17 protein-coding genes are annotated in these 16,678 nt (G+C 71.8%); 7 read left to right on the plus strand and 10 right to left on the minus strand.

Going from position 1 to position 16,678, the window contains the following annotated elements; genetic code table 11:
- Positions 1–46 precede the first annotated feature (46 nt).
- The gene (locus tag L2C96_RS09440) at positions 47–1,138 is read left to right on the plus strand and encodes an inositol-3-phosphate synthase (protein ID WP_237335871.1); all 1,092 of its coding nucleotides are present in this window, start codon (positions 47–49) and stop codon (positions 1,136–1,138) included.
- A 37-nt stretch (positions 1,139–1,175) separates the two neighbouring features.
- Here L2C96_RS09440 and L2C96_RS09445 read toward each other — a convergent pair whose 3' ends face one another.
- Together L2C96_RS09445 and L2C96_RS09450 are read right to left on the minus strand one after the other, a co-directional pair.
- A complete protein-coding gene (locus L2C96_RS09445) occupies positions 1,176–1,817 on the minus strand; it encodes an HAD family hydrolase (protein WP_237335872.1) in 642 nt (213 codons plus the stop codon).
- Positions 1,818–1,831: 14 nt separating this feature from the next.
- Positions 1,832–2,146 (minus strand): ArsR/SmtB family transcription factor, encoded by a 315-nt coding sequence (locus L2C96_RS09450; RefSeq protein ID WP_237335873.1) that lies wholly within the window; start codon positions 2,144–2,146, stop codon positions 1,832–1,834.
- A 58-nt stretch (positions 2,147–2,204) separates the two neighbouring features.
- On the opposite strand from L2C96_RS09450, the gene L2C96_RS09455 reads away from it, so the two are divergent.
- From L2C96_RS09455 to L2C96_RS09470, 4 genes are all read left to right on the plus strand, one after another.
- Complete coding sequence (locus tag L2C96_RS09455) at positions 2,205–3,548, plus strand: DHA2 family efflux MFS transporter permease subunit (protein ID WP_237335874.1); 1,344 nt, start codon at positions 2,205–2,207, stop codon at positions 3,546–3,548.
- Positions 3,549–3,581: 33 nt separating this feature from the next.
- Positions 3,582–4,031, plus strand: a complete 450-nt coding sequence (locus L2C96_RS09460) for a MarR family winged helix-turn-helix transcriptional regulator (RefSeq protein WP_237335875.1) — start codon at positions 3,582–3,584, stop codon at positions 4,029–4,031.
- Entirely contained in the window at positions 4,028–5,245 is a 1,218-nt protein-coding gene (locus L2C96_RS09465) for an MFS transporter (RefSeq protein ID WP_237335876.1), read from the plus strand. The genes L2C96_RS09460 and L2C96_RS09465 overlap by 4 nt, the downstream gene beginning before the upstream one ends.
- 86 nt (positions 5,246–5,331) lie before the next feature.
- Positions 5,332–7,380, plus strand: coding sequence for a PhoX family protein (locus L2C96_RS09470; RefSeq protein ID WP_237335920.1), 2,049 nt, complete (start codon positions 5,332–5,334; stop codon positions 7,378–7,380).
- 52 nt (positions 7,381–7,432) lie between these two features.
- On the opposite strand, the gene L2C96_RS09475 is transcribed toward L2C96_RS09470, so the two are convergent.
- Both L2C96_RS09475 and L2C96_RS09480 read right to left on the minus strand, forming a co-directional pair.
- The gene (locus L2C96_RS09475) at positions 7,433–8,767 is read right to left on the minus strand and encodes an MFS transporter (protein WP_237335877.1); all 1,335 of its coding nucleotides are present in this window, start codon (positions 8,765–8,767) and stop codon (positions 7,433–7,435) included.
- Positions 8,768–8,799: 32 nt separating this feature from the next.
- A complete protein-coding gene (locus L2C96_RS09480) occupies positions 8,800–9,837 on the minus strand; it encodes a BUD32 family EKC/KEOPS complex subunit (RefSeq protein WP_237335878.1) in 1,038 nt (345 codons plus the stop codon).
- A 13-nt stretch (positions 9,838–9,850) separates the two neighbouring features.
- On the opposite strand from L2C96_RS09480, the gene L2C96_RS09485 reads away from it, so the two are divergent.
- Positions 9,851–10,534, plus strand: coding sequence for an SDR family oxidoreductase (locus L2C96_RS09485; RefSeq protein ID WP_020423013.1), 684 nt, complete (start codon positions 9,851–9,853; stop codon positions 10,532–10,534).
- On the opposite strand, the gene L2C96_RS09490 is transcribed toward L2C96_RS09485, so the two are convergent.
- The 4 genes from L2C96_RS09490 to L2C96_RS09505 all read right to left on the minus strand — a co-directional run bounded on the left by L2C96_RS09490 (position 10,531) and on the right by L2C96_RS09505 (position 13,123).
- Positions 10,531–10,953, minus strand: a complete 423-nt coding sequence (locus L2C96_RS09490; RefSeq protein WP_020423012.1) for a hypothetical protein — start codon at positions 10,951–10,953, stop codon at positions 10,531–10,533. The genes L2C96_RS09485 and L2C96_RS09490 overlap by 4 nt on opposite strands.
- Positions 10,950–12,206 carry a putative T7SS-secreted protein gene (locus L2C96_RS09495; protein WP_237335879.1) on the minus strand — a complete coding sequence of 419 codons (1,257 nt, stop codon included), beginning with the start codon at positions 12,204–12,206 and terminating at the stop codon, positions 10,950–10,952. The genes L2C96_RS09490 and L2C96_RS09495 overlap by 4 nt, the downstream gene beginning before the upstream one ends.
- Positions 12,203–12,424, minus strand: a complete 222-nt coding sequence (locus L2C96_RS09500; RefSeq protein ID WP_020423010.1) for a hypothetical protein — start codon at positions 12,422–12,424, stop codon at positions 12,203–12,205. The genes L2C96_RS09495 and L2C96_RS09500 overlap by 4 nt, the downstream gene beginning before the upstream one ends.
- A 150-nt stretch (positions 12,425–12,574) precedes the next feature.
- Positions 12,575–13,123: a TetR/AcrR family transcriptional regulator gene (locus tag L2C96_RS09505; protein ID WP_237335880.1), complete on the minus strand. Its 549-nt coding sequence runs from the start codon at positions 13,121–13,123 to the stop codon at positions 12,575–12,577.
- Positions 13,124–13,204: 81 nt separating this feature from the next.
- Here L2C96_RS09505 and L2C96_RS09510 point away from each other — a divergent pair, with 81 nt between their 5' ends.
- Positions 13,205–14,011 (plus strand): NAD(P)H-binding protein, encoded by an 807-nt coding sequence (locus L2C96_RS09510; protein ID WP_237335881.1) that lies wholly within the window; start codon positions 13,205–13,207, stop codon positions 14,009–14,011.
- Between the two features lie 487 nt (positions 14,012–14,498).
- Here L2C96_RS09510 and L2C96_RS09515 read toward each other — a convergent pair whose 3' ends face one another.
- Both L2C96_RS09515 and L2C96_RS09520 read right to left on the minus strand, forming a co-directional pair.
- Positions 14,499–15,803, minus strand: a complete 1,305-nt coding sequence (locus tag L2C96_RS09515) for an amidohydrolase family protein (protein ID WP_237335882.1) — start codon at positions 15,801–15,803, stop codon at positions 14,499–14,501.
- Between the two features lie 9 nt (positions 15,804–15,812).
- Positions 15,813–16,643 carry a helix-turn-helix transcriptional regulator gene (locus L2C96_RS09520; RefSeq protein ID WP_020423005.1) on the minus strand — a complete coding sequence of 277 codons (831 nt, stop codon included), beginning with the start codon at positions 16,641–16,643 and terminating at the stop codon, positions 15,813–15,815.
- Positions 16,644–16,678 lie beyond the last annotated feature (35 nt).

The raw sequence follows: 16,678 nt of genomic DNA on the forward strand, positions 1-16,678 counted from the left end.
CGCATCCGAAATCGGCAAGACATCACTGAACGAAGGAGAAACCGGCATGGGCGACAACAGCGGCCGCGTACGGGTGGCCATCGTTGGCGTCGGAAACTGTGCGGCGTCGCTGGTGCAGGGGGTGCACTACTACCGCGACGCCGACCCGGCCTCGCGGGTGCCCGGCCTGATGCACGTGCGGTTCGGCCAGTACCACGTCGGTGACGTGGAGTTCGTGGCCGCGTTCGACGTCGACGCCAAGAAGGTCGGCCAGGACCTGTCGTCCGCGATCCTCGCCAGCGAGAACAACACGATCAAGATCACCGACGTGCCGCCGCTCGGTGTGCCGGTCCTGCGCGGCCCCACGATGGACGGTCTCGGCCGCTTCTACCAGGAGACCATCGAGGAGTCCGACGAGGAGCCGGTCGACGTCGTCGCCGCGCTGCGCGAGGCCCAGGTCGACGTGATGGTTTCGTACCTGCCGGTCGGGTCCGAGCAGGCCCAGAAGTTCTACGCCCAGTGCGCCATCGACGCCGGTGTGGCCTTCGTCAACGCGATCCCGGTCTTCATCGCCTCGAACCCGGAGTGGGCGCAGAAGTTCACCGACGCGGGTGTCCCGATCGTCGGTGACGACATCAAGTCCCAGGTCGGCGCCACCATCACGCACCGCGTGCTGGCGAAGCTGTTCGAGGACCGCGGGGTCCAGCTCGACCGCACCATGCAGCTGAACGTGGGCGGCAACATGGACTTCAAGAACATGAAGGAACTGGAGCGCCTGGAGTCCAAGAAGGTCTCCAAGACCCAGGCCGTCACCTCGCAGATCGACCGCGACCTCGGCAAGGCCAACGTCCACGTCGGCCCGTCGGACTACGTGCAGTGGCTGGAAGACCGCAAGTGGGCCTACGTCCGGCTGGAGGGCCGCGCCTTCGGTGACGTGCCGCTGAACCTGGAGTACAAGCTCGAGGTGTGGGACTCGCCGAACTCGGCGGGCATCATCATCGACGCGGTGCGCGCCGCGAAGATCGCCCTCGACCGCGGCATCGGCGGCCCGCTGCTGTCCGCGTCGTCCTACTTCATGAAGTCGCCGCCGGAGCAGTACGACGACTCGACCGCGCGGGACGCGGTGGAGAAGTTCATCACCGGCGACATCGAGCGCTGAGTGCCGAGGGGCCCGGTCCTGGACCGGGCCCCTTTTTTCAGTCCCGGAGCGCGGCGGGCAGGTCCGCGACGGTGTCCAGCACGCGGTGGGCCTGCGCCAGCACGGCCGGATCCGGCGGGAAGTGCGGGTTCGGCACGGCGTAGACGGTCATGCCCGCGGCCAGCGCGGCCTTGAGCCCGTTGGTGGTGTCCTCGACGGCGGCGCACCGCGCGGGGTCCTTGCCCAGCCTGCGGGCGGCTTCGAGGTAGACGTCCGGCGCCGGCTTGCCCGCGGCGACCTGCTCGCTGGACAGCGCCACCTCGACGAGGCCGGTCAGGCCGGTGGCCTCGAGGAACGCCTGGATCAGCACCGGCGGTGACGAGCTGGCGATCGCCACCGGGTACCGCTCGCCGACCGCGCGCACGGCCGCCGCGGCGCCGGGCAGCACGGGCGGCCCGCCCGCGTAGCGCTTGGCCATCTGGTCGATCACGACCTTGGCGATCCGGTCCGGCGTGAGCCGCGCGCCCAGGTGCTCGACCAGGTAGCGCGCCCATTCCGGGGTGCTCATCCCCTGCATCGCCCTGGTCGCCGTGGCCGTCCAGCTGCCGCCGTGGTCGGCGACCACCGCCCGGCGGACCTCGTCCCAGGTCTGCTCGGAGTCCACGAGCACGCCGTCGAGGTCGAAAACCACCGCGTCCATGCCCGTGACCGTACCTACTCGCCCGCCGCCAGGCGCAGGATCGGGTCGAGCAGGCCGGGGAAGCGTTCGCCCAGGTCGTCGCCGCGGACCTGGATCCGCCGGTGCCTGCCGTCGACGGTCATGGTGATCACACCGGCCTCCCGCAGGATCCGCCAGTGGTTGGTCAGGGTCGACATCGGCACGTCCAGACCCTCGGCCAGCACGGCGCAGGTCGACCCGGGGTTGCCGGAGGCGCGCCGCACCAGTTCCAGCCGCACCGGATCGCCGAGCGCGTGCAGCACCGGCGCGAGTGCCAGCGACTCGCGAGCGGGGTGGGGTAGCGATCGCATTGGTCGAGCGTAGCAAACAGTTCGACAGTTCGGGATTATCGAACTATGGTCCGGTCCCATGACGGAGATCGGAACGCGCCCCGTGAGCCGGCCGGTGCTGCTCACGCTGACCTGCCTCGGCCAGTTCATGGTGCTGCTCGACAGCACCATCGTCGGCGCGGCGCTGCCCGACATGCAGGAGCGGCTGCACGTCGGGCTCAGCGGCCTGCAGTGGATCGTGGACGCCTATGTGCTGCTGGTCGCCATGCTGTTGCTGTCCGGCGGGGTGTTCGCCGACCGGTTCGGTCGCAAGCGCGTGTTCCTCGCCGGGGTCGCGGTGTTCACGGCGGCGTCCGTGGTGTGCGCCGTCGCGCCGTCGATCGGCTGGCTGATCGCCGGACGGGTGCTGCAGGGCATCGGGGCCGCGGCGCTCAGCCCCGCGTCGCTGGCCCTGCTCAGCGCCGCGCACCCGGTACCGGCCGAGCGCGTCCGGGCGATCGGGCTGTGGGCCGGGTTCAGCGGGATCGGCCTGGCCGCCGGACCGCTGGCAGGCGGCCTCCTGGTCGAGGCCTTCTCCTGGCCTGCCATCTTCCTGGTGAACGTGCCCGTCGGCGCGGTCCTGCTGGTGGCCGGCCTCCGCGTCCTGGGCGAGTCCCGCAACTCGGAGGCGCCGTCGATCGACGTGCCGGGCACGGTCCTGTCGGTCGTGGGCGTCGGGGCGCTGACCTACGGCCTGATCGAGGGCGGATCGCGCGGCTGGACTTCGCCGCTGATCCTGGGCAGCTTCGCGGTCGCGGTGGTGGTGCTCGCCGGGTTCGTCGCCGTGGAGGCCCGCCGGACGGCGCCGATGCTGCCGTTGCGGCTGTTCCGGGAGCGGCTGTTCACGGTGTCGAACACGGCGATGGTCGTGGTGGGTTTCGCGTTGATGGGCTCGTCGTTCTTCTTCTCGCAGTTCTTCGTGCACGTCCAGGGCAGTTCGGTCCTGGTTGCCGGGTTGCGGACGCTGCCCGCGTCGCTCGGCATGGTGGTGGTGAGCCCGTTCGCGGGCAGGTTCGCGGCGCGGCACGGCTTCCGGGTCGTGGTCACCAGCGGCCTGGTGCTGGCCGGGCTGGGCCTGCTGGTGCTGGGGTTCGTGGACGCGAGCACGGGCTACGGGAACGTGTGGTGGCGTCTTGCGCTCACCGGGATCGGGTTCGCGCTGGCCATGTCGCCGTTGACCGGAGCCGCGATCCAGGCGGTGAGCCCGCGGGAGGGCGGGCTGGCGTCCGGGATCAGCAGCACGACCAGGCAGATCGGGGCCGTGCTCGGCGTGGCGGTGCTGGGCGCGGTCGTGCAGACCGGTGCGGGCCTGGGCAGCGCCTTCGTCGTAGCCGGCGCCGTCACCCTCGGCGGCGCGGTGCTGGTTGTGAGCCGATTAACTTAGACAACCTAAGCAATAAAAGCTTAGTATAGCTAAGTGAATCCAGGAGTAGCAGAGCTCGCGCACGAGCTGCGCCCGCTGGTCTTCCGCCTCTACTACGTGGTCCGGCGGCTGACCCCGCAGCACCAGCTCACCCTGACCCAGGGATCGGTGCTCAGCGAGCTGGTCCACGGCGGCCCGCGACGCATGAGCGTCCTCGCCGAGCTGGAGGGCGTGCGGCAGCCGTCGATGACGGATCTGGTCCGCAGGCTGGAGCGGCTCGGCCTGGTGAGCAGGCGCCCCGATCCGGACGACCGGCGCGCGGTGCTCATCGAGGCCACCGAGTCGGGCACGCGGTACGTGACCGACCTGATCACGGCCCGCGAGGAGTTCCTGCGCGAGCGCCTTGCCGCCCTGGATCCGGCCGACCGCGACGCGATCGACGCCGCGCTGCCGGCCTTGCGGAGGCTCATCGATCCGGTCAAGAAGGAGGAGCTGCTCGCATGAGCAGTCACAGTCACGGGAGCCTGCTGGACGCGCTGAAGAACCAGCCCAAGCAGGTGTGGATCACGGCGTTCGCCGCGGTCATCGCGTTCATGGGGATCGGACTGGTGGACCCGATCCTGCTGTCCATCGCCGAGGGGCTGCACGCCACGCCGTCCCAGGTGACGCTGCTGTTCTCGTCCTACCTGGGCGTCCAGGTGATCGCGATGCTGGTCACCGGCGCGGCGAGCGCGAAGTTCGGTCCGAAGCGGACGGTCCTCACCGGGCTGGCGCTGATCGTGGTCGCGACCGCGCTGTGCGCCGCGGCCGGGTCGATCGAACAGCTCGTCGCCCTGCGCGCCGTGTGGGGCCTTGGCAACGCGTTCTTCATCGCCACCGCGCTGTCAGTGATCGTCGGCGCCGCGACCGGCGGGCAGGCCGGCGCGATCCTGCTCTACGAGGCCGCGCTTGGCGTCGGCCTGGCGGTCGGGCCGCTGCTCGGCGCCCTGCTCGGCAGCATCTCCTGGCGCGGCCCGTTCGTCGGCACCGCCGTGCTGATGGCAGCCGCCCTGGTGCTGTGCTCGATCTTCCTGGCCGGGGACAAGCACGAGAAGCGCGACCCGATCCGGCTGCTCGACCCGCTGCGCGCGCTGAAGCACGCCGGCCTGCTGCGCACCTCGATCGGCTCGGCGTTCTACACCGCCGCGTTCTTCACCGTCCTGGCGTGGACGCCGTTCGTGCTGGACTGGAGCGCCGTCGCGGTCGGGCTGATCTTCTGCGGCTGGGGCCTGTGCGTCGCGGTCGCCGGGGTGGTGCTCGCGCCGAAACTGGCCGCCCGGCTCGGCGAGCGGCACGCGACCGTGGTGTCCGTGCTCGGCTACGCGGTACTGATGGTGGTGCTCGTGGTGCCGAGCAAGCCGGTGATCGTGGTCGGCGTGATCGTGTCCGGGCTGGTCTCCGGTTTGCTGAACACGCTGTTCACCGGCACCGCGATGTCGATCAGCGGCGCGCCCCGTCCGGTGGCCAGCGCGGGCTACAACTTCTGCCGCTGGCTCGGCGGCGCCGTGGCCGCCACCCTCGTCGGGCACGTCGCCGAATGGCTCGGGTCGGAGCACGCCCCGTTCGTCATCGCCGCGGTCCTGTGCGTGCTGGCCGGGGGTCTCCTCGCGGTCCGGACGAACAGCGCGGATCCGCACCGCGTGCCGCGTGAGGCAGCTCTCGTCGGGGAAGAGCTTTGACTGCCGTTCACCTGTAGTTTGAGGACACCTGGCCTCTGTCGCTTAACGTCACCAGCGTTTCCCCTGACTGAGTGACTGGAGACCAGGTGTCCTTCACCCCCGGGCGGCTGCTGCCCCTCCTTACCCACACGAGCGGCCGGGCCGCCACCACGTGCATCTACCGCTGCGGCAACCAGTGCGCTCACGAAGCGCCCAACGAGTCTTCGAACGAGTACTTCGGTGACGTCGTCAAGGGCATGTCGCGCCGCGGCGCGTTCAAGGCCGGCGCGGTCATGGCCGCCGCGGCCGGCGGGTTCGCCGCGCTGAACGCCGGCGCCACCGCCTCCGCCGCGGTCCCGCCCGCGCTGGCAGGCAAGCGCCCCGGCCGCCCCGTGCCCGGCACGGACTTCACCCCGGTCGCGCCGAACAAGGCCGACGCGGTCGTCATCCCCGACGGCTGGGAGCAGAACGTCGTGATCCGCTGGGGCGACCCGGTCGTCACCGGCGCGCCGAAGTTCGACATCACCAAGCAGACCGCGGCCGCGCAGGCGAAGCAGTTCGGCTACAACAACGACTTCGTCGGGCTCATCCCGCAGGACCGCCAGGGCAAGCGCTTCCTGATGGTCGTGAACCACGAGTACACGACCGAGACGCAGATGTTCCCGGCGGGCCAGTACGACTCGGCGAACCCGACCGAGGAGCAGGTGAAGATCGGCTGGGCGGCGCACGGCCTGTCGGTCGTGCTCGTGGAGAAGCAGCGCGACGGCGGCCTCCAGGTCGTGCCGAGCCGCTACGGGCGCCGCATCACCCTGGACACCACCTTCGAGGTGCGCGGCCCGGCCGCGGGCTCGAAGTACCTGAAGACCTCCGCCGACCCGACCGGCACCAAGGTGCGCGGCACCCAGAACAACTGCGCCGGCGGCGTGACGCCGTGGGGCACGGTGCTGTCCGGCGAGGAGAACTTCCACCAGTACTTCGCCAACTCGGACAAGATCACCGACCCGGTCGAGCAGGCGCGGCTGACCCGCTACGGCATCGGCAAGGGCACCTCGACCCGCAAGTGGGAGCGCTTCGACAAGCGCTGGGACGTGCCGCAGGAGCCCAACGAGGTCAACCGGTTCGGCTGGGTCGTCGAGATCGACCCCAACGACCCGAACTCGACGCCGATCAAGCACACCGCGCTGGGCCGCTTCAAGCACGAGGCCGCCAACGTCAAGATCACCAAGGACGGCCGGGTCGCCGTCTACTCCGGCGACGACGAGCGCTTCGAGTACATCTACAAGTTCGTGTCGAAGGGCAAGTACAAGCCGGGCACCAGCGCCCACGCCCGCCGCCACAACTCGGCGCTGCTCGACGAGGGCACGCTGTACGTCGGCAAGTTCACCGGCGACAGCCCGGCGAGCCAGATCGACGGCACCGGCAAGCTCCCGTCCGACGGCGAGTTCGACGGCCGCGGCGAGTGGATCCCGCTGGCCAGCGGCGACAAGTCCTTCGTGGACGGATTCACCGCCGAGGAGGTCTACGTCTTCACGCGCCAGGCCGCGGACAAGGCGGGCGCGACCAAGATGGACCGTCCCGAGGACATCGAGCCGAACCCGGTCAACGGCCGCATCTACGCCGCGCTGACCAACAACAGCGACCGCGGCGCGGCGGGTAAGGCCGGCGTCGACGAGGCGAACCCGCGCATCGGCAACAAGAACGGCCACGTGCTGGAGTGGGAGGAGGACCGCGGCGACGCGGCCTCGACGAAGTTCTCCTGGCGCCTGCTGCTGGTCTGCGGTGACCCGGCCACGGCCGACACCTACTTCGGCGGTTTCCCGAAGGACCAGGTCAGCCCGATCTCCTGCCCGGACAACGTGGCGTTCGACCCGTACGGCAACCTGTGGATCTCCACCGACGGCAACGCGCTGGGCATGAACGACGGCCTGTTCGCGGTGCCGGTCGACGGCCCGAACCGCGGCCAGGTCAAGCAGTTCCTCACGGTGCCGATCGGCGCGGAGACCTGCGGCCCCAACGTGACGAGCGACTTCGTCACGGTCGCGGTGCAGCACCCCGGTGAGGGCGGCACCGTGCAGAACCCGCAGTCGCACTGGCCGGACGGCGGCGACAACCTGCCCCGCCCGGCGGTGGTTTCGGTGTGGCGCAAGCGCCGCTGACGGCACGACGGAGCCCGGGGACCAAGCTCCCCGGGCTCCGCGAGTTCCACGTTCAGGGCCGTGAGTCGACCGTTCGAGCGAAATCCGACCGCGGCCGCGCGCCCAGCACCAGCGCGACGAGCGCCCCGGCGAGCATGCAGGCGCCGACGACCCACAGGCCGGTCCGCTGCGACCCGGTCAGGTCCCGCAGCCAGCCCGTCACGTACGGCGCGGCGAAGCCGGAGATGTTGCCCAGCGAGTTGATCAGCGCGATGCCGCCCGCGGCCGCCGCGCCGGAGAGGAACGTCGAGGGCAGCGCCCAGAACGTCGGCAGCGCCGCGCACACCCCCACGGCGCAGATCGTCACCGCGACCATCGCCGCGTACGGGTTGCCCAGGTACAGCGCGACCGGGATGGCCACGCCGCCGACGATCATCGGCAGCGCGACGTGCCACTTCCGCTCCCGCGTGCGGTCGCCGTGCCGCGCCCAGAAGACCATCACCACCGCGGCGATGACGTACGGGATCGCGGTGACCAGCCCGGCCTGCACGGTGGACAGCTTCGTGCCGAACTCCTGGCCGAACCCGGCGATGATCGTCGGCAGGAAGAAGCCCAGCGCGTACAGGCCGTAGGCGATCGCGAAGTACACGAATGCCAGGCCGAGGATGCGCGGGTGGGTCAGCGCCTTGCGCAGCGGCCAGTGGTGCTCGGCCTCGGTCGCCTTGCGCTCGTTGTCCAGTTCGGTCGTCAGCCAGCGGCGCTCGTCCTCGGTGAGCCACTTCGCCTGCTCCGGGCGGTCGGTCAGGTAGAACCAGGTCGCGAACGCGAGCAGGATCGCCGGGATGCCCTCGACGAGGAACATGAACCGCCACCCGGACAGCCCGAACACGCCGTGCCCGTGCGCGATCAGCAGGCTGGACACGGTCGCCCCGATCGCCGACGACACCGGCACGGCGGCCATGAACAGGGCGACGGCCTTGGCCCGCTGAGCCGCCGGGAACCAGTACGTCAGGTACAGGATGATGCCGGGGAAGAAGCCCGCCTCGGCGACGCCGAGCAGGAACCGCATGATCACCAGCGTCGTGGGGTTGGGCACGAACGCCAGCGCCGTCGCGACGATCCCCCAGGTGATCATGATCCGGGCCAGCCACCGGCGCGCGCCGAACCGGTGCAGCGCCAGGTTGCTGGGCACCTCGAGCGTCAGGTAGCCGAGGAAGAAGATCCCGGAGGCGAACCCGAACGCGGTCGCGGTCAGGCCGAGCTCGGTGTTCATCCCGTTCGGCCCCGCGAAGCCGATGTTGACGCGGTCCAGGTAGTTCACGAAGTACAGCAGGGCAAGGAAGGGCATGATCCGCAGCGCGACCTTGCCCAGCACGCGGTCACCCTCGGCGATGGTCCTCGTCGACATCCCCGCATTGCATGCCACGTTCGAGTGGTTCGTCAAGATCTGCCCAGAACACGTTCGATCTCGTGGCGCGGGTACGGCGTCATCCGGCTCTCGGTGTGCAGGCGGAAGTAGAAGTCGTTGACGAGCGCGGCGACCGGCGCGTGCCGTCGCACGACGTCCGCCGCCGCGGGTGGCAGCGCGGGGAGGTCGCCGGTGCGGATGGCCGTGTTGCGCAGCGGGACGTCGGCGATGCCGCCGAGTGCGCGCACGATCCAGTTCACCAGGTGGGTGAGCACGTAGCTCCGGTCGTGGGTCGCGTGGTCGGCGAGGAACCGGCGCTCGGCGGTGGTGAGGTCGAACCGGGACGCGGCCGCCAGCCCGAAGTCGGTGAGGTAGAGCCGTTCGCCGTCGGTGAGGGTGTTGCCGAAGTGCGCGTCGAAGTGCCACAACCCGAGCCGGCTCAGCGACCGCGTGATGCCGGTCAGGTCCCGTTCGGCCATCCCGCACGCGCCCTCGTGCATCCAGCCGTGCAGGTCGTGCGGCACGTGTTCGAGGAACAGCACCAGGTCGGCCGGCGCCGCGGCGAGCGCCTCCAGCCGCCGCCGCACGCCCGGGTGGCCGTGCCAGAACGCGACCCGCTCCGCCCGCTCGGCCGCGGTCGGCACCGGCCGCGGCCCGGCGTCGAGGACGCGCCAGTGGTGCAGCAGCAGGAAGTTCTCGCTGCCGCCGGCGAGCACGTCGTCGCTGGTCAGCACGTGCGCGGCCAGTTCGCGCCAGGCCCCGCCGCCTGCCGAGCCGACCCCGTAGTGCGACCACACCGGCAGCCCGTAGTGGTCGGCGGTCGAACCCGGGCGCGCCAGCTCGACCTCGGTGACCGGCACCCGCTTCACGAAGACCGGCACCCCGCCGACGTCGGCGAGCCAGGTGGTGCCGCCGATGCCCGCGCCGAGCGGCCGGGCGGACTCCAGCGACGCGGTCAGCCGCGGGTCGCTGAGCTGCGCCAACGCGGCGGAGACCCGGGCGTGGCGCGCCCGCCGGGCGCGGAGGGACTGCGACAACGGGATCTCCTCCAGCGGTCCGGGATCAACCACCTAACGTAGGGGCATGCCGGAAAGTCCCCTCGCCATCGTGACCGGTGCCTCCCGCGGGATCGGCGCCGCCGTCGCCCGCGCCCTCGCGCCTGCGTACCGCGTGCTGCTCGGCGGCCGCGACGTCGACGCGCTCGCCGAACAGGCCGCCGAGTCGGCGAACGCCGAGCCGTGGCCGGTGGACCTGAGCGACCTCGACGGCGTGCGCGCGGCGGTCGCCGGCATCGACCGCCTGGACGTGCTCGTCCACTCGGCGGGCACGGCTGAGCTGGGCACCGTCGAGCAGGCCGCGCCCTCGGCGTGGCGGAAGAACTTCGAGGTCAACGTCGTCGCCGTGGCGGAGCTGACCCGGCTGCTGCTGCCCGCGCTGCGGGCCGCGCACGGGCACGTGGTGATCATCAACTCCGGCCAGGGCCTGTCCGCCCGCGCCGGCTGGGGCCCGTACGCGGCGAGCAAGCACGCGGTCCGCGCGTTCGCCGACGCGTTGCGCGCCGAGGAGCCCGGCATCCGCGTCACCTCGGTCTACCCCGGCCGGACCGACACCGAGATGCAGCAGGCGATCATCGCGGGCGAGGGCAAGGAGTACGCCCCGGACCAGTACCTCCGGCCGGATTCGGTCGCCGCGGCGGTGCTGTCCGCGGTCACCGCCGGCCCGGACGCGCACATCTCCGACGTGACCATCCGGCCCCGCCCGCACTAGACGTCGGGGCCGAGTGAGCCGACGAACTCGCGGAAGTCGCCGGCCAGCGCGTCGAACTCCGCGCGCGTGCAGGTCAGCACGGCGCGGACGACGGCGCGCTGTCCCGCCCCCTCGCCCATCGCGAGGTGGACCTCGCTGCGCACGAACGTTTCGTCGCCGACCGTGAACCGCAGTTCCTGCACGAAACCGCCGTCGCCGATCTCCTCACCGCTGAGCACGGTCACCTCGTCGGCCGTTTCGCGCAGTTCCTCCGCGGATTCGGCGGCGACCTCGCGCAACGGCGTGGCGACCGGCCACATCCCGCCGGTCAACATGATCCCGGCGGTGGCCGACCGCACCGCGGCGAAGGCGGCGTCCCGCGACGGCACCGGTTCCCAGCCGTCGGGCAGTCCGAAGTGGACCGGAACGGGCAGTGTCATCCGAACAACCCCTTGAGGGACTTGCCGACGTCGGCGACGTCCTCGCCGAAGTCCTTGATGCCTTCGCCTGCGGCCTCGATGCCGTCGCCGACCGCGTTCGCGGCCGACTTCGCGGTCTCCGCGACCTTGTGCCCGTCGACCTGCAGGTCGAACCCGACCTCGCCGCCGATCCCGAGCGCCGCCCCGGCGTTGCCCTTGATGTGGAACTTGCCGTCCTCGCCCTTGCCGACGGTGAACCCGGCCTCGGCGCCGAGACCGGCCCAGCCCTCCGCTGTCGCGCCCGCCCCGACGCCGCCGACGTCGACGGCGCCACGCACGCTGCCGCGCGCCCCGGCGAACACGCCGGCCTTGGCCTCGACCACTTCCTTCGTGGCTTTGAGCCCGGCGCGGCCGCGGACGCCGAACATGCCTTCCGCCTTGCCGTCGAGACCGAGGACGCCGTAGTCGGCGCGGCCGGTCGCGGTGCTCTTGACGCCGTCGATGGTCTCGGCCTCCAGGATGAGGCCCTTGTTGTTCAGCGCCGCCTGGAGGTTGGTCTCGATGCCGACCATGGTCTCGACCTTGCCGGTGAGCGTCAGGTCGCCCTTCTGGAGCTTGCCCTCGGCGACCTGGTGCAGCAGGTAGGCGTAGTAGCGGTAGCGGCCCAGCTTGCCGTGCTCCGGCGGGATGAACTTGCTGCCGTTCTCCCACGTCTTGATCGACGAGCTGCCACTGGCGTCCCACCCGCTGGTGATCGCGTCGACGAGACCGCCGATCGCGCTGCCGGCCGCGGCCTCGATCGTGCCGATGACCCGCGCGGCGTCGACGGCTTCGCGTTCCAGCTGGTCACGCGCCCGGTCGAGCACTTCCCGCGCCTGCTGCTGGAGCTGCTCACCCTGCCGCACCGCTTCTTCCGCGGCGTCCTCGGCGGCTCGCTCGAGAGCGCGGCGGCCGTCGTTCCACAGCTCGATCGCCTCCCGGGCCTGCTCCTGCGCCCAGCGCAGCGTGTCGGCGTAGCGGCTCAGCCCGCCCGCGGCGGCCGCCAGGCTGTCGGCCGCCTTCAGCCACTGCGGAGGCAGCAGGTCGACCAGCTCGCCGAAGGCGTCGGAGGCCGCGCCCTGCCAGCCCGGCACGCCGAAGCCGGCCAGCCCGGAGCCGACGCCCTCGAACTGCTTCGCCTGGTCGAGCAGGGTGCGGACGTGCTCGACGATCGTGTCCGGAGAGCCGGGGACGAGCGCGCGGGGATCGTCGGTGGAGCCGAGCTCCGCGCTCACCGCCCGGCCCGGCGGATGGCGGCCTCGTTGTCGAGCTCGGTGCCCTGGAACAGCGTGGCCGTGTCCCGCAGCGCGGTGCCCGTCAGGCCGACCCGCTCCTGCAGCAAGCGCGCGGCGATGCGTGCCAGCCCGGTGAACTCGCCGAGCCTGCTCGCCAGAGCGGGGTCGCCGTAGACGTCCGCCGTCGCCACGATCCCGGCGAGCGGCGAATCGTCCAATTTGGCCAGTACGTCACCTAAGTGACCTGCGGCTTTGTTCAGCTCATCCGGCTCGGCGTCAAGAACTCCCCACACGTGCTCCGATGTAAGCCAGCGGGCGGGAACGGGCGGTGAACGAGCGTGTGAGCGGGGGTGAACCGGCCGCGAAGATCAAGATCGCGCGATTCCGTTGTGCAACGTTTTGACCACGGTGTCCACAATGCCGTGCCGGGGCACGCCGGACAGCTCGCCCTCGGTGTGCCCGGTGTACACCAGCGCCCACAGCACGCGCTGGATCCACTGTGGAGTGAGCCCGGGGTCGAACACGCCCTCCGCCTGCCCGCGTTCGATGAGGGCGATCACCGGATCGTCCGGCGGCGTGCCGCCGTCCGGGCCGTGCTCGGCCAGCACCCGCGGGTCGCCGAACAGGAAGACCAGCCGGTCCCCGACCGCCACCATCGCGGCGACCAGCCTGCGCATGGCGTCCAGCGCCGGTCCCCGGTCGATGGCGGCGTCGGCGACGGAGGCCTCGATGGCGGCGATCGAGTCCTCGACCGCGGCCTTGATCAGGGTCGCGCGATCCGGGAAGTAGCGGTGCAGGGTGGTCCGCCCGACCCCGGCCGCGTCGGCGATCTCGGCGAGTTTGGCCTGGTAGTCGCGACCGAGGAGGGTCGCGGCGGCGCTGAGGATGGCGCTGCGGGTCCGGTCGCGGGTGCTCACGGCGACAAACTACCGCCTTGCCATATTGGGTCGCGGGAGTACTGTTGTGGAACACAGATGTTCCACTCTGGGGAGGGCGAAATGCGAATCCTGGTGACCGGCGCGACGGGCAACGTGGGCAGGCTGGTGGTGGACGAGCTGCTCGCCGCGGGCGCGTCCGAGGTGCGGGCGCTCACCACCGATCCGGTGCGGGCCGCGCTGCCGCCCGAGGTGGAGGTCGTCGAGGGCTACCTCGGGCGCGTCGAGACGCTGCCCCGCGCGCTGGAGGGCGTGGACCGGATGTACCTGGCGCCGCTGACCCGGACGGTGCGGGAGGTGACCGAGCTGGCCAGGGAGGCCGGCGTGACGCGGATCGTCGACCTCGCCGGGCCGGAGGGCAGCTGGTGGTACGACATCGAGAAGGCGGTCGAGCACTCCGGCATCCCGTGGACGCACCTGGAAGCCGGCGAGTTCATGACGAACACGACGATCTGGGCCGACCAGATCCGGAGCCGCGGCGAGGTGCGCGAGGCGTACCCGCGGGCGGCGAACGCGCCGATCGCGCTGGAGGACATCGCGGCCGTCGCGGCGAAGGCCCTGCTGGAGGACGGCCACGAAGGCGCGGCGTACGGGCTGACCGGGCCGGAGACGCTCACCCGCGCGGAGCTGGTGGAGCAGATCGGGCAGGCGCTGGGGCGGGAGATCCCGCTGGTCGAGGTCTCCCACGCGGACGCACTGGCCGACCTGACGGAGACGATGGGCGCGGACGCGGCCGCCTGGTACCTGGACGGTTGCGCCGAGATGGCGGAGCACCCGCAGCCGGTTTCGCCTGCGGTGTCGCAGGTGCTGGGCCGCCCGGGCATGAGGTTCGCCGAGTGGGCGGCCGCGCACGCGTCGTTGTTCCGCTAGGCGGGGCGCGCGGTTGGCGGCGCGCGCCGAGTGGACGGACGTGCCGCGGCCGCGAACGCTGGGCGGGCGTGAGGTTCGCCGAGTGGGCGACCGCGCACGCGTCGTTGTCCGTGCGGCTCGCGAGGTGCGGCCGCATCGCGGGTGCTGGGCCGCCCGGGGTTGTCGTTCGCGGAGTGGGCGGCCACCCACGTGTCGTTGTTCCACTAGGCGCGCAAGCGCGCGGCGGCGCCGAGGTGGCGGAGTATCCGCAGCCGATCTCGCCCGCGGCGTCTAGGGTGTCCGGGCACGGCCCACGCCGAGTGGGCGGCCGCGCGCCTCGTTGACCGTCAGGCGCGCAAGCGTGCGGCGACCTCACGGGTGCTGGGCCGCCCGGGCATTCCGTTCGTCGAGTGGGCGGTCGCGCACGCGTCGTTGTTCCACTAGGCCACGCAAGCGGGTGGCGGCGCCGAGGTGGCCGAGCGCCCCGCAGCCAGTCTCGCCTGCGGTGCTAGGCGCGCAAGCGCGCGGCCGCATCGCGGGCGGCGGACTGGACCTTGCCGCGGTCGACGTGCACCGGCTCCCGGTCCGACACCACCTGTTCGCCTGCCACCCAGACGTCCCGGACCTGCCGCGACCCCGACGCCCACACCAGGTTCGAGATCACCTGCTCGTCCGGCTCGTCCAGGCCGGTCGCGAACGCCGGGCCGTCCGGGTCCACGTGCACGAAGTCGGCCCAGCGGCCGGGCTCCAGCGCGCCGATGTCGGTCCGGCTCAGCGCGTCCGCGCCGCCGCGGGTGGCCAGCAGCAGCGCGTCCTTCGCCCGCAGCGCGGTCGAGTCCTGTGTGGACAGCCGGGCGAGCATCGCGGAGAGCTGGACCTCCTCCCACAGGTCGAGGTCGTCGTTGCTGGCCGGGCCGTCCGTGCCGAGCCCGACCGCGACCGCCGCCGCCCGCAGGTCCGTCAGCCGCGCGATGCCGGACGCCAGCTTCGCGTTCGACCCCGGGCAGTGCGCCACCCCGGTCCCGCGCGCGGCGAACAACGCGATGTCCTGATCGGACAGGTGGACGGCGTGCGCGGCGAGTACCCGCCCGCCCAGCATGCCGACCTCCTCCAGCAGTTGCGGCACCGAGCCGAACTCCGCGCGCTGCCGGGCGTCCTCGTCCGCCGCCTCGGCCACGTGGATCTGCACCAGCGCACCCCGCGCCGCGGCGGATTCGGTGACCTGCCGCAGCGCCTCGACCGGCAGCATGTACGCCGAATGCGGCGCGTAGGACAGCTCGATCCGCTCACCGGGGCCGAACCGCAGACCGTCGGCGTCGATCCAGCGGTCCGCCACCTCGATCATGCGCCGCCAGTCGACGCCGGGCAGGTCGATGATCGGGCCGCCGAGCACCGCCCGCGCACCGGTCTCCAGCACCGCCTCGGCCATCTGCTCGGCGAAGAAGTACATCTCCGCGCTCGTGGTGACGCCGTGCCGGAGCATCTCGACCGAACCGAGCAGCATCCCGGCACGCACGTCCTCCGCGCGCAGCTTCGCCTCGGCAGGCCAGATGATCTCGTTGAGCCAGCGCAACAGCGGCAGGTCGCCGCCCATGCCGCGGAGCAGGGTCATCGGGCTGTGCGCGTGCGCGTTGATCAGGCCGGGCAGCAGGATCCCGGTCAGCTCGGTGACCGGCAGATCGCCGGGCGCCTCGGCCGCGGGACCGCAGAACGTGATTCGCCCGTCGTCGCCGACGTCCACCACGCCGTCCCGGATGACCGAGCAGGCCGGATCGCAGGGCAGGACGACGGGGGCGCGGAAGCGTTGCGGCATCCTGGGATTCTAGGTCTCCTGCCGGGCCGTGGCGGCCAGCGACCCGAGCAGCGCGAGGGCCTCGGCGCTCGGCGAACCCGGTTCGGCGTGGTAGACGACGAGCTCCTGCCCCGGACTGGACCGGACGTCGAAGGTCTGCATGGTCAGGGTCAGCGGGCCGACCTCGCGGTGCACGAACTCCTTGCGCTCCAGGCTCTTGCCTCGGGCGTCGTGACCGGTCCACAGCTCGGCGAACTCCGGGCTGGCCGCGAGGAGCTCGGCGAGCACCTGCCGGACCCGCGGGTCGTCCGGGTTCTTGCCGTAGCCGAGCCGGAAACCGGCGACCGAGTTGCGCGCCACCTCGTGCCAGTCCCGGTAGAAGGTGCGCGCGGCCGGGTCGGTGAACACGACGTGCATCAGGTTGCGCGAGTGCGCCCAGTCGTGGAAGAGCGCGTCGGCGATCGCGTTCGAGGCGAGCACGTCGTAGGCGAGGTTGTAGACGATGGCGGGGTTGTCCGGCCAGGCGCTCATCAGCTGCAGCAGGCTTGGATCGACGCGAGCGGGCACCGCGGTGAGCCGGGTGCGCGGGCTGAGCCCGGCGAGGCGGAACAGGTGCTGGCGGCCGTCCTCGCCGAGGCGGAGCGCGGCGGCCAGTGCGTCGACCACCTGCGCCGACGGGGTGCGCTCGCGGCCCTGCTCCAGGCGGACGTAGTAGTCCACGCTGACGCCGGCCAGCAGCGCCACCTCCTCGCGGCGCAGGCCGGGCACGCGGCGCTGGCCGGTGCTGGGGAGGTTGACCTCGTCCGGGCGCACCTGGGACCGCCGGGAGCTGAGGAAGTCGCCGAGTTCGGACCGTGCCATGACGTGATCGTAGGTCCGCGGCGGCGGTGCTACCT

The organism is Amycolatopsis tucumanensis (genome assembly GCF_021654135.1).
Classification (GTDB): Bacteria; Actinomycetota; Actinomycetes; order Mycobacteriales; family Pseudonocardiaceae; genus Amycolatopsis_E; species Amycolatopsis_E tucumanensis.